Source organism: Halopseudomonas oceani, from assembly GCF_002903165.1.
GTDB lineage: Bacteria > Pseudomonadota > Gammaproteobacteria > Pseudomonadales > Pseudomonadaceae > Halopseudomonas > Halopseudomonas oceani.
Genome location: NZ_PPSK01000002.1, coordinates 1 through 19,355, shown reverse-complemented (window position 1 = coordinate 19,355; position 19,355 = coordinate 1). Strand labels below are relative to the sequence as shown.

30 protein-coding genes are annotated in these 19,355 nt (G+C 56.4%); 6 read left to right on the top strand and 24 right to left on the bottom strand.

Features of this window, described 5'->3' with window-relative positions; genetic code table 11:
• Positions 1–9: 9 nt before the first annotated feature.
• Genes C1949_RS02285 through C1949_RS02275 form a run of 3 tightly spaced genes read right to left on the bottom strand, consistent with a single transcriptional unit; the run spans position 10 to position 1,354 of the window.
• The gene (locus C1949_RS02285; RefSeq protein WP_104736869.1) at positions 10–222 is read right to left on the bottom strand and encodes a DUF1289 domain-containing protein; all 213 of its coding nucleotides are present in this window, start codon (positions 220–222) and stop codon (positions 10–12) included.
• Entirely contained in the window at positions 222–746 is a 525-nt protein-coding gene (locus C1949_RS02280) for a gamma carbonic anhydrase family protein (protein WP_104736868.1), read from the bottom strand. Before C1949_RS02280 ends, C1949_RS02285 begins: the two co-directional genes overlap by 1 nt.
• An 11-nt stretch (positions 747–757) precedes the next feature.
• Positions 758–1,354, bottom strand: a complete 597-nt coding sequence (locus tag C1949_RS02275) for an NUDIX hydrolase (protein WP_104736867.1) — start codon at positions 1,352–1,354, stop codon at positions 758–760.
• A 189-nt stretch (positions 1,355–1,543) separates the two neighbouring features.
• On the opposite strand from C1949_RS02275, the gene C1949_RS02270 reads away from it, so the two are divergent.
• Both C1949_RS02270 and C1949_RS02265 read left to right on the top strand, forming a co-directional pair.
• Positions 1,544–2,095: an NUDIX hydrolase gene (locus C1949_RS02270; RefSeq protein ID WP_104736866.1), complete on the top strand. Its 552-nt coding sequence runs from the start codon at positions 1,544–1,546 to the stop codon at positions 2,093–2,095.
• The gene (locus C1949_RS02265) at positions 2,092–2,583 is read left to right on the top strand and encodes a L,D-transpeptidase family protein (RefSeq protein ID WP_104736865.1); all 492 of its coding nucleotides are present in this window, start codon (positions 2,092–2,094) and stop codon (positions 2,581–2,583) included. The genes C1949_RS02270 and C1949_RS02265 overlap by 4 nt, the downstream gene beginning before the upstream one ends.
• Here the strand turns inward: C1949_RS02265 and C1949_RS02260 are convergent.
• Positions 2,573–2,908, bottom strand: a complete 336-nt coding sequence (locus C1949_RS02260) for a YqfO family protein (protein ID WP_104736864.1) — start codon at positions 2,906–2,908, stop codon at positions 2,573–2,575. The genes C1949_RS02265 and C1949_RS02260 overlap by 11 nt on opposite strands.
• A gap of 67 nt (positions 2,909–2,975) precedes the next feature.
• On the opposite strand from C1949_RS02260, the gene C1949_RS02255 reads away from it, so the two are divergent.
• Positions 2,976–3,299, top strand: coding sequence for a hypothetical protein (locus C1949_RS02255; RefSeq protein WP_104736863.1), 324 nt, complete (start codon positions 2,976–2,978; stop codon positions 3,297–3,299).
• On the opposite strand, the gene C1949_RS02250 is transcribed toward C1949_RS02255, so the two are convergent.
• Positions 3,286–3,927, bottom strand: a complete 642-nt coding sequence (locus tag C1949_RS02250) for a TetR/AcrR family transcriptional regulator (RefSeq protein WP_104736862.1) — start codon at positions 3,925–3,927, stop codon at positions 3,286–3,288. The genes C1949_RS02255 and C1949_RS02250 overlap by 14 nt on opposite strands.
• A gap of 76 nt (positions 3,928–4,003) precedes the next feature.
• Here C1949_RS02250 and C1949_RS02245 point away from each other — a divergent pair, with 76 nt between their 5' ends.
• A complete protein-coding gene (locus C1949_RS02245; protein WP_104736861.1) occupies positions 4,004–5,110 on the top strand; it encodes a DUF2855 family protein in 1,107 nt (368 codons plus the stop codon).
• 41 nt (positions 5,111–5,151) lie between these two features.
• Here C1949_RS02245 and C1949_RS02240 read toward each other — a convergent pair whose 3' ends face one another.
• From C1949_RS02240 to C1949_RS02205, 8 genes are all read right to left on the bottom strand, one after another.
• Positions 5,152–5,724, bottom strand: a complete 573-nt coding sequence (locus C1949_RS02240; protein ID WP_104736860.1) for a hypothetical protein — start codon at positions 5,722–5,724, stop codon at positions 5,152–5,154.
• 128 nt (positions 5,725–5,852) lie between these two features.
• Positions 5,853–6,218 (bottom strand): septal ring lytic transglycosylase RlpA family protein, encoded by a 366-nt coding sequence (locus tag C1949_RS02235; protein WP_104736859.1) that lies wholly within the window; start codon positions 6,216–6,218, stop codon positions 5,853–5,855.
• Between the two features lie 268 nt (positions 6,219–6,486).
• Positions 6,487–7,536 (bottom strand): hypothetical protein, encoded by a 1,050-nt coding sequence (locus tag C1949_RS02230; protein WP_104736858.1) that lies wholly within the window; start codon positions 7,534–7,536, stop codon positions 6,487–6,489.
• Between the two features lie 2 nt (positions 7,537–7,538).
• Positions 7,539–8,393, bottom strand: coding sequence for a DNA ligase (locus C1949_RS02225; RefSeq protein ID WP_104736857.1), 855 nt, complete (start codon positions 8,391–8,393; stop codon positions 7,539–7,541).
• Positions 8,394–8,481: 88 nt separating this feature from the next.
• Positions 8,482–8,964, bottom strand: coding sequence for a GNAT family N-acetyltransferase (locus C1949_RS02220; protein ID WP_104736856.1), 483 nt, complete (start codon positions 8,962–8,964; stop codon positions 8,482–8,484).
• A gap of 37 nt (positions 8,965–9,001) precedes the next feature.
• Positions 9,002–9,238 (bottom strand): hypothetical protein, encoded by a 237-nt coding sequence (locus tag C1949_RS02215; protein WP_104736855.1) that lies wholly within the window; start codon positions 9,236–9,238, stop codon positions 9,002–9,004.
• The gene (locus tag C1949_RS02210) at positions 9,225–9,677 is read right to left on the bottom strand and encodes a hypothetical protein (protein WP_104736854.1); all 453 of its coding nucleotides are present in this window, start codon (positions 9,675–9,677) and stop codon (positions 9,225–9,227) included. Before C1949_RS02210 ends, C1949_RS02215 begins: the two co-directional genes overlap by 14 nt.
• Positions 9,670–10,320, bottom strand: a complete 651-nt coding sequence (locus C1949_RS02205) for a DUF998 domain-containing protein (protein ID WP_104736853.1) — start codon at positions 10,318–10,320, stop codon at positions 9,670–9,672. Before C1949_RS02205 ends, C1949_RS02210 begins: the two co-directional genes overlap by 8 nt.
• Before the next feature lie 168 nt (positions 10,321–10,488).
• Here C1949_RS02205 and C1949_RS02200 point away from each other — a divergent pair, with 168 nt between their 5' ends.
• The gene (locus C1949_RS02200) at positions 10,489–10,926 is read left to right on the top strand and encodes a DUF3010 family protein (RefSeq protein WP_104736852.1); all 438 of its coding nucleotides are present in this window, start codon (positions 10,489–10,491) and stop codon (positions 10,924–10,926) included.
• Between the two features lie 24 nt (positions 10,927–10,950).
• On the opposite strand, the gene C1949_RS02195 is transcribed toward C1949_RS02200, so the two are convergent.
• The 9 genes from C1949_RS02195 to C1949_RS02155 form a co-directional block, all read right to left on the bottom strand.
• A complete protein-coding gene (locus tag C1949_RS02195) occupies positions 10,951–11,166 on the bottom strand; it encodes a TIGR02450 family Trp-rich protein (RefSeq protein ID WP_104737188.1) in 216 nt (71 codons plus the stop codon).
• Positions 11,167–11,226: 60 nt separating this feature from the next.
• Complete coding sequence (locus C1949_RS02190; RefSeq protein WP_211287055.1) at positions 11,227–11,706, bottom strand: L,D-transpeptidase family protein; 480 nt, start codon at positions 11,704–11,706, stop codon at positions 11,227–11,229.
• Between the two features lie 117 nt (positions 11,707–11,823).
• Complete coding sequence (locus tag C1949_RS02185) at positions 11,824–12,219, bottom strand: hypothetical protein (RefSeq protein WP_211287054.1); 396 nt, start codon at positions 12,217–12,219, stop codon at positions 11,824–11,826.
• A 136-nt stretch (positions 12,220–12,355) separates the two neighbouring features.
• Positions 12,356–12,646 carry an SH3 domain-containing protein gene (locus C1949_RS02180; protein ID WP_104736850.1) on the bottom strand — a complete coding sequence of 97 codons (291 nt, stop codon included), beginning with the start codon at positions 12,644–12,646 and terminating at the stop codon, positions 12,356–12,358.
• 114 nt (positions 12,647–12,760) lie between these two features.
• On the bottom strand, positions 12,761–13,312 hold the full coding sequence (locus C1949_RS02175) for a hypothetical protein (RefSeq protein WP_104736849.1): 552 nt from the start codon (positions 13,310–13,312) through the stop codon (positions 12,761–12,763).
• A gap of 415 nt (positions 13,313–13,727) precedes the next feature.
• The gene (locus C1949_RS02170) at positions 13,728–14,012 is read right to left on the bottom strand and encodes a YrhK family protein (protein WP_104736848.1); all 285 of its coding nucleotides are present in this window, start codon (positions 14,010–14,012) and stop codon (positions 13,728–13,730) included.
• A 132-nt stretch (positions 14,013–14,144) separates the two neighbouring features.
• Positions 14,145–14,678: an AAA family ATPase gene (locus C1949_RS02165; RefSeq protein ID WP_104736847.1), complete on the bottom strand. Its 534-nt coding sequence runs from the start codon at positions 14,676–14,678 to the stop codon at positions 14,145–14,147.
• An 88-nt stretch (positions 14,679–14,766) separates the two neighbouring features.
• Entirely contained in the window at positions 14,767–15,195 is a 429-nt protein-coding gene (locus C1949_RS02160; protein ID WP_104736846.1) for a GTP pyrophosphokinase, read from the bottom strand.
• A gap of 459 nt (positions 15,196–15,654) precedes the next feature.
• Positions 15,655–16,419, bottom strand: coding sequence for an SAM-dependent methyltransferase (locus tag C1949_RS02155; RefSeq protein ID WP_104736845.1), 765 nt, complete (start codon positions 16,417–16,419; stop codon positions 15,655–15,657).
• A 451-nt stretch (positions 16,420–16,870) separates the two neighbouring features.
• Here C1949_RS02155 and C1949_RS02150 point away from each other — a divergent pair.
• Positions 16,871–18,069, top strand: a protein-coding gene (locus C1949_RS02150) for an IS3 family transposase (protein WP_373289818.1) whose coding sequence is annotated in 2 segments (ribosomal slippage) — positions 16,871–17,186 and positions 17,186–18,069 — 1,200 coding nt in all. Because the reading frame shifts where the segments join, the coding sequence is not laid out codon by codon here.
• Between the two features lie 121 nt (positions 18,070–18,190).
• Here the strand turns inward: C1949_RS02150 and C1949_RS02145 are convergent.
• Together C1949_RS02145 and C1949_RS02140 are read right to left on the bottom strand one after the other, a co-directional pair.
• Positions 18,191–18,571, bottom strand: coding sequence for an NUDIX hydrolase (locus C1949_RS02145; protein WP_104736844.1), 381 nt, complete (start codon positions 18,569–18,571; stop codon positions 18,191–18,193).
• Between the two features lie 277 nt (positions 18,572–18,848).
• Complete coding sequence (locus tag C1949_RS02140; protein ID WP_104736843.1) at positions 18,849–19,169, bottom strand: DUF2834 domain-containing protein; 321 nt, start codon at positions 19,167–19,169, stop codon at positions 18,849–18,851.
• Positions 19,170–19,355 lie beyond the last annotated feature (186 nt).

Sequence of the window (19,355 nt, the reverse complement as noted above, 5' to 3'; positions counted from 1 at the left end):
TGTTCTACCTTAAAGAGTTGAATGAGTAGCGGTGCCAATCCACAGCCCCTGCCCGCGCGCGCGCTCCTCGCAGCGAGCCAGCACCTCGCGACGCTGCTCGTCAGACAGCCGCCCCCAGGTCGCGATCTCCATACCGGTTCGTTGGCAACCGGTGCAGATATCATTGTCATCCAGCGCGCAAATACTGACGCAGGGTGAGCGAACCGGGGCAGAGCGGGTCATCAGTCTTCCTGTACCTTGAGTTCATCGCGAAAACGTTTGGCGTTCTGCACGTAGTGGGCGGCGCTCAGTTCCAGCATCTTTTTCTGCTGATCGCTCAGCGTCTTGACCACCTTACCGGGGGAGCCCATGACCAGCGAGCCGTCCGGGATCTCCTTGCCCTCGGGGATCAGGCTATTGGCACCAATAATACAATGCTTGCCTATTTTCGCGCCGTTGAGCACCACCGCATTGATGCCGATCAGACTGTAGTCCCCAACGGTGCACCCATGCAGCATCGCATTATGGCCGACTGTGATGCCTTTGCCGAGGGTCAACGGCACGCCGCTGTCAGCATGCATCACCGCACCATCTTGCACATTGCTGTGTTCGCCGACGGTAATCTGCTCAACGTCACCGCGAATCACCGCGCCAAACCAGACGTTGGCACCCGCCTCCAGCTTGACCTTGCCGATGACTGCTGCGGTTTCAGCGATCCAGGCATCTGCCGCCATTTCCACCCGATCGTTGCCCAGGCTGTACTTCATGGTTCGTGCTCCTAGTTTTTATTGTGCCCGTCGTAGGGCGTATGCAAGGCGATACCGGCGTCGAAGCCGGTGTTCATCAGTTCGACCAGCATCAAGGCCGTCAGCCCCCAGATCTTGAACCCATTGAACCGGTAGCTGGGAACGTACCAGCTGCGCCCCTCGTAATCGATACGATGCGTCATCTCGCGAGGATCAGTCAGGAAGAACTCGACCGGCACCCGAAACACCTCTTCGATTTCGCTGGCATTAGGAATGATCTCGAACTGGTCGGGCACAACGCCTACATAGGGTGTGACTTTGATGCCAAAGCGCGACACCAGCGAGTCCATCGGACCGACCACATCAACCAATTCGGGCAGCAGGCCAATCTCTTCGTGTGCTTCGCGCAATGCGGTAAAACACAGGTCGACGTCGCCCGGGTCGCGCCGTCCGCCAGGGAAGGCGACTTCGCCAGAATGGGTAGAAAGCCGCTGCGAGCGCAACGTCAGAATAATTTCCGGCTGCGGTTGCGAGGTGATGGCAATCAAGACGCCTGCCTCAGGCAGACCAGGAGCCTTGATCTGGCGAGGGGTGTGCTGCATCACCCGCATGCGCATATCTTCCAGCATGCATCGTTTCCTCGTTTATTTTCTCAATCATGGCATGATCACTTGGGCAGAACCACCCGCACCACGGCGTGAATACCGTCCGATAGGCAACTGTGCAAGGTGCCAATTTGTCCACTCGCGCTCTTGCTCGTAACGCTCGCGATCAGCAAGATAGAGCCCAATTATCAAGCAGCCTGCCGGAAGCCTGTCATGAAGTTCTGTAGCGAGTGCGGTCAAGGCGTGACCGCACGCGTCCCCGACGGGGACACCCATTCACGGTTCGTCTGCGATCATTGCCAGACCATCCACTATCAGAACCCGCGCATCGTCGCCGGTTGTCTTGCCGTACATGGTCAACAGGTCTTGCTGTGCCGCCGCGCGATTGAGCCCCGCCGAGGTTACTGGACGCTGCCTGCGGGCTTCATGGAAAACGGCGAAACCACCGAAGAAGCCGCCCTGCGCGAGACCTGGGAAGAAGCGCGAGCCCGGCTGCAGCAGCAGGAGCTGTACATGCTGTTCAACCTGCCACATATCAACCAGGTCTACATGTTTTTCCGTGGCGACTTGGCGGATCTGGATTTCAGCGCAGGTGAGGAAAGCCTCGAAGTGCGCCTGTTCCACGAGCACGAAATCCCCTGGGACGAACTGGCCTTCCCAACCATAGGCAAGACCCTCAAGCAATACTTCATCGACCGTCAGGTGCAGACCTTCCCGATACGTATCCGTGACATTCTCTACCGACCGGGACAAACCCGCCGATGAAGTTGCTCGCCCTGCTGCTCAGCGTCTGCCTGCTGGCATCGCCGGTGTGGGCTGGTCAACCGCCAATTGATCGCGTCCTGATCAACAAAGCAGAGCGCCGCCTGCAAATCATCAGCGAGGGCCGCGTGCTGCACGAATACCGCATTTCGCTTGGACGCCAGCCAGTCGGCCCCAAGCGCCAGCAAGGCGACCAGCGCACACCCGAAGGCATCTACACCATCGACTGGCGTCACGAGAGCCCGCAGTACAACCTCAGTCTTCACCTGGACTACCCCAACCTCAAGGACCGCATGGCGTCCTATGAAGCCGGCATCGAGGACCCCGGCGGCATGATCATGATCCACGGCACACCGATTAATGAGGAGTACCCGGAGTGGTACTTCAAGGGGCTGGACTGGACCAATGGCTGCATCGCGCTGGGCAACGCCGAGATGCGCGAGCTGTGGGAGCTGGTGCCAGACGGCACCATAGTCGAAATCACGCCCTGAGTGAGCCTTGCATCAGCGCCGCCTCAAGTCGCCAGACGTCGAACGCAGGTTCTTCGTAGGGATGAAACTCGCGCAACGCCGCAATGGCAGCCTCAATACAATTCGCCGCGCAGATCATCTCGACCCGATACTCCTCAACCTGCTCAACCACACCGGTCTGACCAAGGAACGGCTGACTGCCATCAAGCGGCCGGAACTGGCCCGTGCCCAACACCTGCCAGCTGCAACAATCATAGTCGCCCAAACGCCCGGCACCTGCAGCAAACAGCGCCTGTTTGACCTGCTCCACATGGCTGACAGGCACAAAGACACACAATTTGAACATAGCTATCTCTCCCACTTCGACGGCAAATTGGCTACGCTGTGGCTATCTGAACGGGGGACACCAGATCATGGCCATCGATAACAACCGCCTGCTGCTTGAACTTGAAAAACAACGCCGCGAAATCAACCGCAGCATTATCAACCCCGCCATCCCGCAACTCAGCCTGGAAGCCCTCACGCCGCTGCTGACGATGGTCGCGCAGACCCGCAAGGATTACCTCTGCGGCCTGCTGAAAATGGCCGACATCTGCAAAGGCAATCCACCCAACGAAGAACAAATCAGCGAACTGCGCACGTTGCGGCAAACCTACGATGAACTGGTCACTGCCGCCAACGCACTGGAGACGGCAATCCAACGAGACTACCTCGACGTCGCCACTAGTCGGCGCTGAGCTGAGCAAACGCCTGCAGGCAAACCTGCTCCTGCTCCGCCACCAGTTCCGACAGCCGCTCGCCCGGCAGCTGCACCAGAAGAGCATACCGGCGAGCCCCCCAGATCATCAGGTGCAAGGCTTCGATCCGCTCGGCAGACGGCAGCTGCGGCAGGTCACTGCAGGCTGCCAGCACTCGCTGCCAAATACCGAGCAACTCCAGATAGGCGCGCTGCTGGTGCTTTTGCTCGGCAATCACCGGTTCCAACTCAAGCATTTGCGGATGAAACCAGGCAGCGTCCCCGGCTACGCCGCCCAGCAGGCGGACCAGCCGGCCGATACGTTCCTGCCACGTCAACTCTGGCGGCTCGATAGCCTGCTGCTCAACTGTCAGCAACAGGCGTTCGATACAGTGGCGCACGTAGCCAGAGTGCAGGGCTTGTTTGCTGGGGAAGTAGTCGTACAACGTGCCGACCGCAACGCCGGCTTCCAGCGCCACGGCACGGGTCGTTACCCGCTCCCAGCCATCACGCTGCCAAATCCGAACATAGGTATCGAAAATCGCTTGTACCGTCATCTTGGCCCGCCCCTGAGTGGGGCGTTTGAGCGGCTTGTTACGCGACTGAGCAGAGCTGTTCTTACTGGTCATGGAATCCGAACCCACTGAAGGTAATCACAGGCTACAGTCATCACACTACCGAATCACCCCTTTTTCAGGAGCCAGCATGACTGTTATCAGCCAACTGCAAAACAACAAGAAAGATCTCAATCAGGTCCGTGTGGTCAGCCAGCCGCTGCCTGAGCTTAAGCCCGGTGAAGCCCTGCTGCGCATCAGCCGCCTGGCCCTGACGACCAACAACATCACCTACGCCGCCTTTGGTGAAACACCGCACCTGCGTTACTGGGACTTCTTCCCCACCGGCGATGCCGCATGGTTCCACATGCCCGCCTGGGGCTTCGCCGAAATCGTCGAGACCACGGTCGAAGGCCTGTCTGTTGGTGAGCGCTTCTACGGCTACTGGCCGATTGCCTCACACGTGGTCATGAATCCGGTGCGCGTTTCCGAGCGCGGCTTCTACGACGGTATTCCGCATCGCCTGGAGCTGACCTCGGCCTACAACCAGTATCAGCGCATCAGCACCGATGCCGCGTACCGTGCTGCTGATGAAAACTACCAGATGCTGCTGCGCCCGCTGTTTATTACCTCGTTCATGCTGGCCGATTTTCTGGAAGACAACAATTTCTTCGGCGCTCGCCAGATTATTGTCTCCAGCGCCTCCAGCAAGACCGCCTACGGCACTGCCTTCTGCCTGGAACAGAACGACAGCGTGTCGCTGGTCGGTCTGACCTCCGGCGGCAATACCGACTTCGTCGCGCAGCTTGGCTGCTACCAGCAAGCGGTGGCCTACGACGATGTTGAGCAACTCGACGCCAGTATCCCGACCCTGTACGTCGATTTCTCTGGCAACGTCAGCCTGCGCAACCGTATCCACGAGCACTTCAAGGACAGCCTGGTCTACGACTGCTACGCCGGCTCGGCACAGAACCACGAGCACCTCAGCGCGGCCGAAACGCCGGTACACGGCCCGGCACCGCAGCCGTACTTTGCGCCCTATCAGATCAAGAAGCGTAACGCCGACTGGGGTGCCGCCGAGGTCACCCGCCGCTTCAACGCCGCTCAACTGGCATTTATAGAACGCGTGCAGAACCCGACCGCACCGTGGATGAACGTCATCGAGCACGCCGGTCTGGAGCAAGGCAAAACACTGGTTGAGGATCTGGTCGGTGGTCGCATTGACCCGAAGGCGGGTCATGCGGTGGTGCTCGACTGAGCGTTACAGAATGGGCACCTTGCGAGGTGCCCAGCTGGCGCTTAGAGTGCCAGCTTATCGCCAGGAGCCAGGCACTGTTCAATCACCTCATGCGCGGTCTTTTCACCAACAAGCGTGCTGTAGCGATGCATCATCTTTCTCGCTTCAGGGCTCGCTAAACGCCGGAACACAACAATATGCTGAGCCATTTGTGTCAGCTCATCGTCGGTTAACTGACTCAACAACGCTTCAGGGTCTGTTTGTGTTTGCGTTGCCGGATCAAAAGCCGACAGCATCTTACGCCCACCCGAGGTTTGAAAGTATTCGGCCAGCGAGCGCATCTCCGCATCCGTCATCAACTGGGCAAAAACGGGGCGAAAATCGGCCAAAAACCCTTCTGCATTAAAAACGTCACGGGCGCAGATCATCTCCGCACTGCGGGGGGCATAGACTCGCTCCATTTCAGCCATGGCGCTATCCACCTCCCGCCGTACAATCACGTCCAGCCCCATCGCCCTTGTCAGCATGTCATAACCGTCCTGGGAGGACGCAACCGGCGTATTGCTCGCGCAGCCTGCCAACCACAGTGGAAGGACAAGCGCAGACAGCACTGACAGGGAAAAACGTGGAGACATACGGCACATCCTTGTACTTATTGAACAACAAAGGGCGGGCAAAATGACGACCCGAGGTATGCATATATAGCTGATCAGCCGATCCGGCACCAGCAACATGCTAACGAAGTGAGTACCCTCACCAGCAGCTAGCGCAATACGTCGAGCCTCACCGGCAACAAACCGTCGCGCACACTGCCTATGCGGCTAAATGCCGACTTCGACAGATCGATCACTCGCCCCCGCACAAAGGGGCCCCGGTCGTTTATTCGAACAACAACAGACTTGCCGTTATCCCGATTGGTTACCCGTACCCGAGTGCCGAATGGCAACGTTCGGTGCGCGGCAGTCAGTGCATCGTGCCGATAACGTTCGCCATTGGCCGTCTTACGGTTCTGCAGCCGGTCAGCATAGTAGGACGCCAAGCCGGACTCATCGCCAGCTGCGGCAGGGGTCTGAAATTGACTGCAGCCCGCTAGCACAAGCAACAGACTGCACAGAGCAAGTAGTTTCACAGCGAACGGAACTCCCGGCGGTCTTCTGAGGCGCGGCCTGGGCCGCTGCGGCAAACTGGTAGACCACTCCCGGCGCCAACAGGTTCAGGCAAAAAACCGCCCCGCGGCGACGCCAAACCGGATCAGAGTCCAGAACATGCGTCTCCGAGGGCCTCGAGGCGCCACTGCATCCCTCGGCAACCTGCCTGACCGAAACGCGCACAACCAAGCCCGCACGCTGCGCCGCAGGACATCGGGTCGAGCAACAAAGAGCCCTCTGCCTGGCGCATCAACCGTCCTCGGCAATGTGCTCCACAACGGATACCGGTCTCGGAGTTGCTGGCCAGGGATTGCTCGACGACGTTTGCGTGCTCTCTTCTGCACCTTTGGGAAAGACAAACCACACCCGATACAGCAGATCCAGCGCCCAGGACGACATCCGCTGAGCTAACTCAGCGGACACGCCGAAATGGTGTTGATAGTAATCTGCCAGGGCCTGCTCAGCCGGACCGTAGTGCTGCATCAGCGATGTCAGCAGATCGGCATGCGCAGCGTTCTGCTGCGCCCATTGCAACAGCGCCGCGTCAACCGCTGCACGACTGTTGTATGCCGCCGTTGCGTCGAGCGCCCAGGGTCGCCGTTGCAAATTTCCCTGCAGATGCGCCGCTGCCAGTCGAATACGAGCCGTCGGCTGCAGGGTCCCCTCCCCCTCACCGGAACCAAGCGCCTGACTCAGCAGATCAGTCAATCGTGTCACCGCCAGCGGCAGATCCTCCGTCGCTGACTGAAAAACCAACTCGCAGACCGCGCTCGCACTCTCTGCGGTGTACACCTTCCAGGGCGCGAGCACCTCATAGGGTTCGCCAACAGTAACCAGCCACAGTTCGCCATTCGCTCGGCTGAACACCAACGGCGGCCGCCAATTGCGCTCTAGCAATACGCCTTCCGGCCCGGCGCCTCCCTCCAGCGTGACGCGGTATATGTCTCCCTGCCACCCATGGTGCAGTTGATTCACCTGCAGCCGCACTCCGTCTGGCCCCGTCAGCGCGGTATAACGATAGCCCCCAGACGGGTCGGCCTGACGCCCGAAAGCAGGCCCGTGATACAACGGAGCGCCACCGGAGATATCGACTGCCAACGCCCCCAACTGCCAGCGCTCGGCAAAGTGCTCAGGAAGCTGCTGCGGGGCATACAGGCGCGGAGCATCCGAAACGAAAACCGTCTCCGCCAGCAGCCTTGCCTGCGCGCAGGCGCTCTCGTCTGCTTGTGCACCAGCAACAACACCAGCCAGTAGCGTGCTGGCCAGAATAGGAGTAGACCGCAACAACCTTCCAATCATGCTTATCTCCCGTCACTGTCCCCCAGAGTAGGGCGCTGGCGCAGATAGCGGGCAAACCGTGGCAACCCAGTTGCGGTCATGCCGTTATACCGGTAGGTCACCCAACTACCCAGCGCTGGCGGGTCCGCCCTGTCCGCATCACTCAGGCCCGAGCCCAGGCGAAACCGCTTACCTTCGCCATTTTCAACAATCAACGCGCCCACTTGCCCAAGGTACTTGCCCTGCCCGGCGGTATAGCCCACAACCCGCGCTTCCGCATCATCGTACGGCTTGTACTTAAGCAAGGCGTCATGGCGGCCCGGCAAATAGCGCGCGTCGGCACGGTGCAGCATCAAGCCCTCACCACCCGCCGCCACAACCGCCTCCAGGCGCCAGTCCAGCTCGTCAACGTCAGCCACCCGAGCCTGAGCCACCGGTTGCAATGTCGGCAATCCCAACCGCGCCAGCTCGGCCATATCGGTTACACGCTCGGAAAACACGCCGCCGTGCTCAGGCAGGTCGAACACCATAAAACGCACTGACTGCCACTGGCCGATATCGGATTGCGTGCGGCGAGCCAGCGCACTGACTTCATCAAAGCGGCCCCGTCCCAGCCACAGTTCACCATCCATGACCGTCTGCGGCCAGCCACGGGTGAACGCGCCTGGCGCGTTGATGCGATAGCCGCCACGGCTGTAAAGATGCTGCCCATCCCAGCGTGCACGTACACCATCGAGCTTTTCACTCACCCAGTAGTCGGCAACATTGACCTCGCCGCGGTATACCTCGGCCAGCATCAAGGAGCTGTTTGCAGACGCGGACAACGCCGCACAGAAAAGAACAACCAGCGCCAGCAAGCGGCGGCCGAGCGATGCCATGAGAACCTCCCTGTTCCCGATCTACGAAATGCCGATGGTTTGCGAGCGCCTCCTGTCCCTGCGAGCACTCGTCAACGATGGCCGCCCGCTAGGGCTTGCTGAACGCCTCAAGTGCAGGTCCGGCCAATTGGTAGCCTACCCACTCCGTCTTGGCTCTGGCACCAATAGATTCGTAGAATTTGATCGCTGGCTCATTCCAGTCCAGCACACTCCACTCAAAGCGCCCGCACCCGGCGGCAACAGCGATACCGGCAAGGTGTTTGAGTAACGCCTTGCCCGCCCCCGAACCACGGCGTTCAGGCGTCACATAGAGGTCTTCCAGATAGAGCCCGCGGCGGCCCTGCCAGGTAGAGTAGTTGAAGAAATACACCGCAAAGCCAATCGGTTCGCCATCGGCCTCGCAGACCAGCGCCCGCACAGTTGAACCATCACCAAAAATCGATGCCTCGATATCAGCCTGCGTTGCCGTTACCTCGTGCTCCGCCTTCTCGTAACGAGCCAATTCGCGCACAAAACGCAGAATCAGCGCGCTGTCTTCGGCCTGGGCGTCTCGGATTTGTACAGTGCTCATGCTCTCCCCCTTGCTGTGTCATGCGTTTCCTGCCGGCTCACAGCCCCTGACGCGCCCGCAGAACCGCCGCCTCAACAGCGGCTATAGCCTGCGGACTGTTCTTCCAGCAGCTGCTGCGCAGCAGGCCTGCAACCCGTTCAGCCACCTCCCGCGCAGAATGCGCAGCCAGCAGTTCAAAGGAATCCAGCCCAATTTCCTCAAACCGCTGTACCACTGTCGGGCCCACACCCTTGAGCGCCAGTAGTGCAGCGCGCTCGGCCTCACTGAATGCCATTGCTTCTCTCCTGAGCGACCTTTGCGACCTCGATGTACCAGCGCGGCTGCATGGCATCGAAGTCCGTTCGCACATTCGAGGGCAGGTAGCTCGCCGAGTCCAGTACCCGCATCTGACCAGCCGTTCGCTGAAACACCACCCAATGCCAAAAGGGACGATCGCCTTCCCAATGATGCTTGATCGCCAACAGCGCCAGATCCGGCAACGCCTGCCAGGAGACGAAAGGCTCCTCCGTTGCCGACACCAACAAATCGCCCGTCGCCAGCAAACGCCGCATGTACCGGGTGTCCGACCACAGGGATTCATCCTCAGCAAAAATGCCTAGCGCGTTGGCGATTGCCTTCATCTGCGCATAACTGTAACCAAGTAACACCGCCGCAGAGGCGATGCCACAACCCGTGGTCTGTTCCTGAATGACAGGTTGAAGCGGCTCACTCATACGCCACGCTCCGAGAGCCAGCCGAATCCACCGGGAGGCGCCGTATCAGCATCCAAGCCAGGGCGCCCAGCCAGATAACCGACACGCCGTAATTGATCCGCTGATACAAGCCAAACGCTTCACCTGACTCCACCGCCGCCGCCATCATCGGCATAACCGCCAACGACAGGACAAGACAGCTCAGCGAGAACCAGCTGAAACCGGTAGAGCCCAGCTGTTTGCGCGCAAGGTACACCCAAAGCAGGTTAGCCAGTGTCAGCGAGGCGAACATCACCAAACCGGACAGGTTATGCAACACCTGATCAGCTGAGGGCTCAACAGAATTGCAGCCCGGATCGCAAGAGAACACCCCGGCACTAACGCTCGCCAGGCCATGAAGCACAATCAGCAACCCTGATAGCTGCGCCAACCGCGCACCGGGCAGCGCCATGAAAACTGCTCCACCAAAGAGCATGAACAACGCGCCCAAGGGGAAGTTATTGATGATGGGGGACAACCGATGGGTCGGTGCATCCACCGCACCCAGTGCGCTCATCGCCTGATCAACGTGGCTATAACCGGGATACAGCGCACCTGCGATCAACACGCCACAAAGCAACCAGACCGGGATCAGAATCCCCGAAAACAGCGCCAGTTTCTTCATCACATCACTTCCTGTGCAGATATGGGCGCCTACACTATACCAAGCAGAATCCGAACAAACAGCTCTGGAATGAGCCTCCTGACTACAACGTATGCCACGGGCCAGAGCACCGGGCTCCAGCGTACCGCCTGCGCTATACTGCGCCGAAATCACAGAATTGGGCTTTTTATGAAAGTATGCGGTGTTGATCTCAACAGTAACGATGCGAATCTCTGCTTGCTGTCGCTGGAGGACGAGCTGTTCCAACTGCCGAATTTTCGCTCGCGCCGCCTCACCTTGCCGAGCGCGCACAGCGCCAGTGACCTGCGCTATTTCCAGCAGACCTTTGCCAAGCTGATGGCGGACTACAAGGTCGACACCGTGGTCATTCGCCAGCGCCCGATGAAAGGCAAGTTTGCCGGCGGCGCGGTGGGCTTCAAGCTGGAAGCGGCAATTGAACTCATTGCCGACCTGGACGTGGTGATCATGTCACCGACCGACATCAAGGAATCGATCAAGCGCAACCCGATTGCGGTCCCCTTTGCCGAGACCGGTCTGAAGGCCTATCAGGAAACCGCCTTCAACACCGCCTACGCCTATCTGATGCAGACAAAATACGCAGACTGATCTCCGCCACGTTGGCGTCAGGGGTTACTTCCAACCCTGGCGCCAGCGCTCAACCGCCTTCAGCTCACGCCAATCAATCGCATACTGTTTTTTGGTCAGCACCGCCTCCAACAGGCAGGACAGCACTGCGCCCTCCTCGTCGCGCTCGACCTCAACCACCATAAAGTGCTTTTCCCGCTTGACCGGCGTGACAGCCGTCCACTTGCTGTGCAACAGCTTTGTCGGGTTGATTTGGTTCATGCTCTCTCCACTTTCCGCCTGGGCGTTGCCAGCCATAACACCTGACATCGGATCACAGCTTTACCAGCGTATGTCGATCGGCGTGCCCGGCGCCACCAATGACATGAACTCATCCATCTCGGCATTGGTGATCGCGATACACCCATTGGTCCAGTCAAAGTACTGCAACACCGGAGCGAACCAGCCAAAACCATTTCGCTGTCCATGAACCATGATCAAGCCACCAGGACTGACGCCTCGCGCCGTCGCCTGTCGAGTGTCAGCCTCGTTCGGATAGCTGATATGCATGGAACGGTGGTAGCCGGACGCTTCGTTCTTATAGTCCAGCACATACCGCCCCTCAGGCGTCTTCTGGTCTCCCTCTTGCGTCTTGTGTCCCTGCGGCGAGCCGCCTAGCGAAATCGCGTAGACCGCCACCACCTGCTGGCCGTCCAGCAGCCGCATCTGGCGATCCGATTTGTCGACCACGACCTCATCCACCGCCGCCCAGCAGAGCCCGGGCAGCGCCCAGAGCAACCAGGCACAACAACGCGAATTCACTCATTCACTCCTTAAACTCACTGGAACCGGAATAGCTTCTAGCGTTCAGACGCCGGAGACGCCGACGAATTCACAGCCAGATTAGATAACGGGCTCGTTAGGGAAGCCCGCCAGGGATTATTTTTTGTGTTTCTCGTACAAGGACTCAATAGAACCTTCAAAGAGTTCTTTAATGTAACGCTTGGCTTCTGAGATGCTCACCAAGTCGAAATCAACTGATATTGATTTTCGCCCCAAGAAACTCATAACCCCCTTTTTACAAACGACATCGAGAAGCAGCACGCCCCTATCAACGTCAGACGGTATAAGTTGGTAACTGGCGTATTTATCATCCAGATCACCCAGAACAAACAGAAAGCCTCCGCCCTCCCCCAACTCCTCGAAAAACGCTAACTCCTCTGCCCAAAGATAGTTATCAATCACCTCGTAGGCTTCACGATAAAACGCCAGCTCTCGCTCGTGGTTAACAAGCTCCGTACCCTTTTCACGACACTGGTAATAGACTTTAACCATACTCAAAACCCATCCGTTCTTTGCTGGCGCTCACATTGCAAAACAGCGTGTAAGGCAACGAAAATCTGCTCAACAGCCGCGCTGCAGCAGCCATCTGAATGGCTTATTGCAGGCAAGCAGCGCGCTCCGCATCGTCTCAATCCTGAAGATCAGTACAAAGCACCCAGCCAAAACGACCATCGGCGGTTCTGATGTAGCAGGCCCAGTAGTCCTTGCCGTACAGGTCATAAAGCACATCAACCTCCTGGCCCCGCAGGATGACGCCCGTCACCTCCGCGGGCACCCGCGAACTAAAGCCACTGTAGGCAGCAGAGAGTTCTGTTTTATGCAGCGACAAATCGTTGCCTGCCACGCCTTTCCAGCCGTAGCCCCAAAACACGTAAGCTAGCGCCAGTCCCGCCGATACGCCGACCAGCAGCAGAATCACCGCAAACCGCCTCACTGGCGCAGAGCCTCTTCCGCGAAAAAGATACGAATGCGCGCTTCAAAGTCATCGGTCGGTTGCATGACCTTCTCCGTTTTAACTCAACACCGCCTTTTTTCAATAGCGAATGTCGTGCGCTGTTCCATCACTCTCAACAACCCGAAGTACGCCCGGCGCCGCCAACATCAGCTGCGCCTCGTCCAACGTTCTGTATTCAGACCAGATCGACCGCACTACCTTTATACCAAAAGGACCATCACGCTCTGCCCTGACAACCAGGCCCCAGCTGCAGGTGACCCCACAATTACTGAGATAGAGTCGGTAATCCACGTTCGCCACCCCAACCGAGTCCAGCAGCATAAAGGCCCCGTCCTCTCTCTGCTCCTGGACATTAGCCGCTTCGTAATAGGCAAAAAGCGAGAAAACCGAACAAGGAATGGCGCACAGAAACCAGACAACGCAAAAACCGATCCAGCGCTTCACCGGCAGCAATGCGGCTACTAGCGCGGCGAGCGCAAAGGGCAGTGCTACCGCCAGCACGAACACCGCCCAGTAGTTCATCGATGGGTTAGCAAAACGTAGCTTTATCGGCAACCCGAGGTTAAACCCGACAGCCAATAACACTGCTACGGACAAGGCCAGCCCCGCGACAGTGAGATATTTTTTCATGAAGCCCAATCCCTGGAGAAGAATCCACCGCAGCCCCTGTCAGGAAGCCATATATGTGAGCGTTCAAGAGCAACAGGAGCCGTCATATTGTATTAAGACACGCCCCAACCGGCACCGCGCCAAAGCAGAAGTCCATAAAAAAAGAACAGCAGACTCCCCCGGCGGAGTCAGAGTCCATTGCTGTTTCCCAACCCGGTAAACACTGCTCGCGAGCCCCCAGACAAGACAGCCTCCCAGTCAACCACAGAGGCAAATCTCTGGAAAGCATGCCATGCCCATCGAGCACTACCCGCGGCCGCATCAAGGTCCCACACAGAACGCCCCTGAGTCGGACGTTCGCAAGAAGCATGGCATGGTAGTCACACCCGGCCGAAAGGGACGGCGCCTAACGCGGCCAATGAAAGGTAACGCAGAGTCAGATGGACACTTGTTTTGCGCCTGCATGACATTTCTTAAAAACCCGCCCGACATGAATCAGACTGGTCAATTTTATTATCGGTTTAATAATCAACTGCGCACTGCCTACGATAAACAGCCAGGTACCACTATCAACGAGGGTTGCATTCAGAAAGAAAAAACTTCCGATCAGAAACCAGATCGCTATCAATAAGTCATTGAACGCCCCTAAAGCCTCATAGCGACGTTGAATAACTATATGTTGGTTGCCAATATCTACATCCAGCTCGGCAGGTTGACTCACAATCTCTCCTTGGGTTGAACAGGTCTAAAAAAACAACTACCAAACCAACAAGCCGAATGTCAACATAACGCCAGTCTCGGTGAAGCTTTGAGAGCACGAAATACACAAGATATTGTACTAATTCGATGAATTTCAGGAAGTATTTATACAGGACAGAATAAAGGAAACTCGCCCGTCAACATGGTCGTGCGGCACCTCAACTATTTCATACCCCCATCTCGAGTACCACGCCTTCATCCCCTCATAAACGCTTACGGATTCTTCAAAGCTCTGATCACGCTCTGAGTCAGAAACGTAAATATCCCTCCACGGGGGAAGAATGAAAGCAACCCGATTATAGGGAAACGCTTGGACATATTGCTCAATCTCTGCGGATGTCAACGCATCAGCAGCGTCAAGCATATACAGCGCATCAAGCACCCCGCGATCAAAGAATATCGGGGCCTCTCGATCAGCTGTACTCTGGTATTTTTCAATATCCGACCGCAGGATATCCTGGGCGAAGGAGGCGGGCTCTGGGCGAGGTGATAACCCCGCAGCGACCCGGTCTCTGATAATGCGACGTGCCGTTTCTGCGACAACCTGATATCCACGCTCCTGAAGCGCCTCAAGAATCGTTGTTTTACCGCCACCAGGGCCGCCCGTAACCACGAATCTGCAGTTCATTTAATCTCTCATAAAAATTAATTTCAGCTATCTGACTGAACAATGTTCAGCCATTCAGCTCAGCCTCAATCCGAGCAGAAAATCACTTTTAAGTTGATAGCTTTTTCAGCTTCTTCCACGCCTTATGATACTTGGCAACCCTTTCGAGGTCTTTATCGCCAACAGAGTCCAATCGCAGCACATTGATATTGTCTTCTATATCGGCCAGCTTAACCTTTACTGCCAACGCGTTCCCGGCAACTCTATCAATAAATTGATCATAGGTTTCACCGTCTCGTTTTGAGAGCGCCAGCACTGCATCTACTACGTCTGGCGGGATACCCTCTGCCAGTAAATCGTTGCCTGAGCAATTTGAATCCTCGACAACATCGTGCAATAGCGCCACAGCCATTTCATAGTCAGAATCCATCTGTAACATGATTCTAATCGGGTGAAGAATATAGGCCTTTCCGGCCTTATCTCGCTGACCGGCATACGCCCTTAATGCGATCTTCAGAGATTTTTCGATGACGTCCATTTTTACCCCTGTAGAATAATGCTGCCAAGGCATTGCTAGCCGGGCTGGCAGTGAAGACTCAAACCCTAATACTGGCACGTCAATCAATAAAACGTTTACTAACTAACGTTGCTTTAAGTCGAAAACGTTTTATATCGCCAATGCCCGCCCTTTGTGGATTGGGCCGCTGTGCAAACATCTTGTTCAGCACTAGGCAAAGCAAAGGAGGCTTTCTTAGCTCAAGGCTAAAAATGTATGAGCCACCTCAGATCAACACCGATGATTAGTTGCAGCGAAACAAGAGGCGCGGTGCGCTTTGTCATCATGGGCAACGACGAAGCGCAGCGGGAGAGCCAAACGGGTGGTGACGCATCCAGCCGCCACTCGCCTGGCCACGCGCAGCGGCTCTTTGCTAGCTTACGCTGCGCAAGACAACCAAAGAACACTGACTTTAAGACCCCGATCACCCTCTATACGTTATCAGGCTTTTTTGAGGTTATGTCGCGGCATTAGCGCAAACACGCCCCACCCCAAGTACTCTCGCGTATAAGTTGCGTGGCGCACAGGCTCTGTGCTCAGATTGGAGCGGACTTCTTCAGCCAGCTCATCGTCGGGATTCTCCTCAAGCCATCGGCGCATTGTGAGCCACTTGGCTGCTTCATATCTGTCCCAGCCATCTTTATTGGCAAGAACCATCTCAACAACGTCGTACCCAAGCGCCCCAAAAGACGCAATAAGCTCTGGCAGACTAAGAAAATCGGAGATTGAACGGGCAAGACACTGTTTGGCTACACCTTCCGTTGGCGGCAGCTGTCGCCAGTAAGGCTCGCCAATCAGTATGATCCCACGAGAGCTCAGGCTTTGCGCTAACAGCTCGATGGTTCCAGCGACACCACCACCAATCCATGTGGCCCCGACACAAGCTGCCACATCAACTGGCTCGTCAGAGACGTATCCTGCTGCGTCGTTGTGAATGAACTTGACCTGATGGGCAACACCAAGCTCTTCAGCCCGCTGTTCAGCTTGCGCGGTGAATAACGGACTCATGTCGACGCCAGTACCGACAATGCCGTGGTCTCGGGCCCAAGTACACAGCATCTCGCCTGAGCCACTGCCGAGATCAAGGATTCTGGCTCCGGGCTCCAAGCGCAACGCAGCGCCGAGGGTGGCGAACTTCTCAGGCGTGAACGGGTTATGAATCCGGTGCGCACTCTCCGTGATAGTGAAAATCCGCAGGATATCCAATATGCAAATTCCTTAAAGGTTACGAGCGGCCTTGGCAAACAGCCTGACGCCGAGCTAACCGGCGTCTGAGGCAATATTCATTGGGTAGATAGGCCAGGGTTGTCTACCGGAGCGTGGGGAGTCCATTCGAACTGCAGGGCGGTATAGACGACGTGCCGAGCACGCTTTACCCACTGCCTTTGCTTTCTGGTACTGAGTATATGCGTCCACGCCGTTCTTAATTCCAGTTCCTGCATCCAGAACTGGCGTAATTGTCTAGCGGAAATGTCTGACGCAAACGGCTGAATGCCAGCATGCGTCTGGCAAATGCAGAGCATAAAAAACATGGAAGCGACGCCAACAGCCAAACAAGCTCACTGAACGAGCCCCCTGAAAGACAGGACACGGTTTCCCCCTTAACATAAGGGATAGGCAAACGACTGTGTTTATGACTACCAGCAAAGATAAAAGCATTGAAATCCTCGGCCAGGAGCGGCGTCGCCGCTGGAGCACCGAGGAAAAGCTCGCCATGGTGCGCGAGAGCCTAGAGTCGGGACAAAGTGTCTCGGTGGTGGCTCGGCGCAACGGCATTAACCCCAACCAGCTGTTCCATTGGCGCAAGCTCTATCAAGACGGCAGCCTGTCTGCAGTTAGCTCAGGTCAAGCCGTCGTGCCAGCCTCGGAGCTGGCGGATGCCCTCAAGCAGATCCGCGAACTGCAGCGAATGCTGGGCAAGAAGACCATGGAGGCAGAGATCCTGCGCGAAGCGGTGGAGATCGGTCGCTCGCGAAAATGGATTGCGCACTCACCCTTGTTGCCGGGGGACGACCAGTGAAAGCGGTCAGCGAAAGTCTCGGTGTGGCGCGCTCACAGTTAACGGCCCGATTCAAACAGCGTACTCAAGAAGCCCGGCCTCGCCGTCGTCAGGCGCTCAACGATGATGTTCTAGTCGAGCAGATCAAGCTTACCGTGAGCAGCTTACCCAGCTATGGTTACCGCCGTGTCTGGGCATTGCTGCGTCGGCAGCGGGAGCAGCAGGCGCTGCCACCGATCAATGTGAAGCGGGTTTATCGAGTCATGCGTGACCATTCCCTGTTACTGGAGCGTCGGCGCAAACAACCGGGAGTAGCTCGGCGCCACGAAGGCAGGGTCGCAGTGGAAGCCAGCAACACGCGCTGGTGCTCAGATGGCTTCGAGTTTCGCTGCGAAGACGGTGACAAGCTGCGGGTAACCTTCGCACTGGACTGCTGTGATCGCGAGGCCATCAGCTGGGTTGCAAGCCCCAATGGCTATAGCAGCGACGATGTTCGAGACGTGATGTTGGAGGCCGTTGAACAACGCTTCGGCGATGCTCCTCCAAAGGCGCCGGTGCAATGGCTCAGCGATAACGGTTCGGCTTACACTGCGAGCCAGACTCGTACCTTTGCCCGGCAGATAGGTTTGCTACCGCTGACAACACCTGTGTGCAGCCCGCAAAGCAACGGCATGGCTGAGAGCTTCGTGAAGACCATGAAACGGGACTACACCAGCCGCATGCCCAAACCAGACAGGGCGACAGCCTTACGTAACCTGGCTATCGCTTTTGAGCACTACAACGAAGAACACCCACATAGCGCCCTGAAATACCGATCACCTCGGGAGTTCAGGCGGTTGGCTGAGACAGCAATTTAACGGGGTGTCCGTGTCCGGTTTTATAGGGGCCAGTCCACTCACTACACCATGAACACAAACCTAAAATCAACTTAGAGCCCCGCACCTTACGAGCCTCTCTCCAACTATCAGCAACATTAGTTTACCGCAACACCCTAAGAACCACCTGCTGTGCCGCTGGGGCACACTCATCAATCCCAGATTTATTAATCCATTTTACACATTCAATTTCTGAGCTAGGGACGATCTCTCCGTCAAACTCCGCCGTATAGCAATGCATTTCCAAATCAGTTCCCTTTAAACCATAAGCTTCATCTAGAACAGTAAACGCATATGCAATCGTATCAGCCACCAAGTCAACATCCAGTTCCTCTTTAACTTCTCGCAAAAGACCTAGCTGACGGGTTTCCCCAACGTCCAATTTTCCACCAGGAAGAAAATACTTATCCTTACCTGCTGTTTTTACGCATAAGACATTACCATCTTTTTTACAAATCCAAGCCACACTTTCCAGCTTTGCCATCTATCTAACCCTGTACCTATTTACTTATTCACACAACCCTACGACACGACAACGTGTTACAGCTTTTCCATGCAGCTCAACTTCTCAAGCTTCAAACCCGAGCCAAACGCCGTCGTTTAATTTTATGGAACAACGATGCAATGGATTGGCGGCTTAAACTTCCGCTTACACACCCTTATATATATATGCCCATAACATCTACTCAGTAATTACGGGGCAGGCACAGCAAGCGTTCAGTGCTATACATCCAGGTCCGGAGCATACCCTAACCGACTTTTTACGAATTTACCTGAGCAGCCTGTCGTTCTTTTAAGTAAAGATATAGAGGAAGTCCAAACGACACACCAATCGACAACGTGCCCAGCACAGCAAGATATCGAAACCTAACTTGATACCGATGGCCGTCTACCGCGATAAACCCCATTAAAGCAACAGCCGACACCAGAACATCAAGCCAAGCGAACACACTGATGGGATTGGCCAGTGCATCACTAACCAAGAGAACAACATCTAAACCATTAGCAAGCAGCCACGGAGTAAACGCTCCATACGGTAACAAAAATCCCAAAAAAGCGAGAACCAAATAAAACCTAATCATTTCGCAATCCCTGCACACTATTATAAACAAGGCCTGGTGGCGTGCGCCTTGAAAGTTTTGTGGCGGAGCACCACCGAAGCCACATCTGCTTAATATTGCCAGAAGAATGCCGTAACTGCTGATTCTTGCCGTCTCTTAGGTGCATTCAGCGATGTGAGGGGCTGGCTGCGTCGCATTCATTGATAC

What these genes read in the sequence shown, in the direction of transcription:
- C1949_RS02285 (WP_104736869.1), bottom strand. Translation starts at nt 222, where the DNA reads ATGACCCGCTCTGCCCCGGTTCGCTCACCCTGCGTCAGTATTTGCGCG.
- C1949_RS02280 (WP_104736868.1), bottom strand. Translation starts at nt 746, where the DNA reads ATGAAGTACAGCCTGGGCAACGATCGGGTGGAAATGGCGGCAGATGCC.
- C1949_RS02275 (WP_104736867.1), bottom strand. Translation starts at nt 1,354, where the DNA reads ATGCTGGAAGATATGCGCATGCGGGTGATGCAGCACACCCCTCGCCAG.
- C1949_RS02270 (WP_104736866.1), top strand. Translation starts at nt 1,544, where the DNA reads ATGAAGTTCTGTAGCGAGTGCGGTCAAGGCGTGACCGCACGCGTCCCC.
- C1949_RS02265 (WP_104736865.1), top strand. Translation starts at nt 2,092, where the DNA reads ATGAAGTTGCTCGCCCTGCTGCTCAGCGTCTGCCTGCTGGCATCGCCG.
- C1949_RS02260 (WP_104736864.1), bottom strand. Translation starts at nt 2,908, where the DNA reads ATGTTCAAATTGTGTGTCTTTGTGCCTGTCAGCCATGTGGAGCAGGTC.
- C1949_RS02255 (WP_104736863.1), top strand. Translation starts at nt 2,976, where the DNA reads ATGGCCATCGATAACAACCGCCTGCTGCTTGAACTTGAAAAACAACGC.
- C1949_RS02250 (WP_104736862.1), bottom strand. Translation starts at nt 3,927, where the DNA reads ATGACCAGTAAGAACAGCTCTGCTCAGTCGCGTAACAAGCCGCTCAAA.
- C1949_RS02245 (WP_104736861.1), top strand. Translation starts at nt 4,004, where the DNA reads ATGACTGTTATCAGCCAACTGCAAAACAACAAGAAAGATCTCAATCAG.
- C1949_RS02240 (WP_104736860.1), bottom strand. Translation starts at nt 5,724, where the DNA reads ATGTCTCCACGTTTTTCCCTGTCAGTGCTGTCTGCGCTTGTCCTTCCA.
- C1949_RS02230 (WP_104736858.1), bottom strand. Translation starts at nt 7,536, where the DNA reads ATGATTGGAAGGTTGTTGCGGTCTACTCCTATTCTGGCCAGCACGCTA.
- C1949_RS02225 (WP_104736857.1), bottom strand. Translation starts at nt 8,393, where the DNA reads ATGGCATCGCTCGGCCGCCGCTTGCTGGCGCTGGTTGTTCTTTTCTGT.
- C1949_RS02220 (WP_104736856.1), bottom strand. Translation starts at nt 8,964, where the DNA reads ATGAGCACTGTACAAATCCGAGACGCCCAGGCCGAAGACAGCGCGCTG.
- C1949_RS02215 (WP_104736855.1), bottom strand. Translation starts at nt 9,238, where the DNA reads ATGGCATTCAGTGAGGCCGAGCGCGCTGCACTACTGGCGCTCAAGGGT.
- C1949_RS02210 (WP_104736854.1), bottom strand. Translation starts at nt 9,677, where the DNA reads ATGAGTGAGCCGCTTCAACCTGTCATTCAGGAACAGACCACGGGTTGT.
- C1949_RS02205 (WP_104736853.1), bottom strand. Translation starts at nt 10,320, where the DNA reads ATGAAGAAACTGGCGCTGTTTTCGGGGATTCTGATCCCGGTCTGGTTG.
- C1949_RS02200 (WP_104736852.1), top strand. Translation starts at nt 10,489, where the DNA reads ATGAAAGTATGCGGTGTTGATCTCAACAGTAACGATGCGAATCTCTGC.
- C1949_RS02195 (WP_104737188.1), bottom strand. Translation starts at nt 11,166, where the DNA reads ATGAACCAAATCAACCCGACAAAGCTGTTGCACAGCAAGTGGACGGCT.
- C1949_RS02185 (WP_211287054.1), bottom strand. Translation starts at nt 12,219, where the DNA reads ATGGTTAAAGTCTATTACCAGTGTCGTGAAAAGGGTACGGAGCTTGTT.
- C1949_RS02175 (WP_104736849.1), bottom strand. Translation starts at nt 13,312, where the DNA reads ATGAAAAAATATCTCACTGTCGCGGGGCTGGCCTTGTCCGTAGCAGTG.
- C1949_RS02165 (WP_104736847.1), bottom strand. Translation starts at nt 14,678, where the DNA reads ATGAACTGCAGATTCGTGGTTACGGGCGGCCCTGGTGGCGGTAAAACA.
- C1949_RS02160 (WP_104736846.1), bottom strand. Translation starts at nt 15,195, where the DNA reads ATGGACGTCATCGAAAAATCTCTGAAGATCGCATTAAGGGCGTATGCC.
- C1949_RS02145 (WP_104736844.1), bottom strand. Translation starts at nt 18,571, where the DNA reads ATGGCAAAGCTGGAAAGTGTGGCTTGGATTTGTAAAAAAGATGGTAAT.
- C1949_RS02140 (WP_104736843.1), bottom strand. Translation starts at nt 19,169, where the DNA reads ATGATTAGGTTTTATTTGGTTCTCGCTTTTTTGGGATTTTTGTTACCG.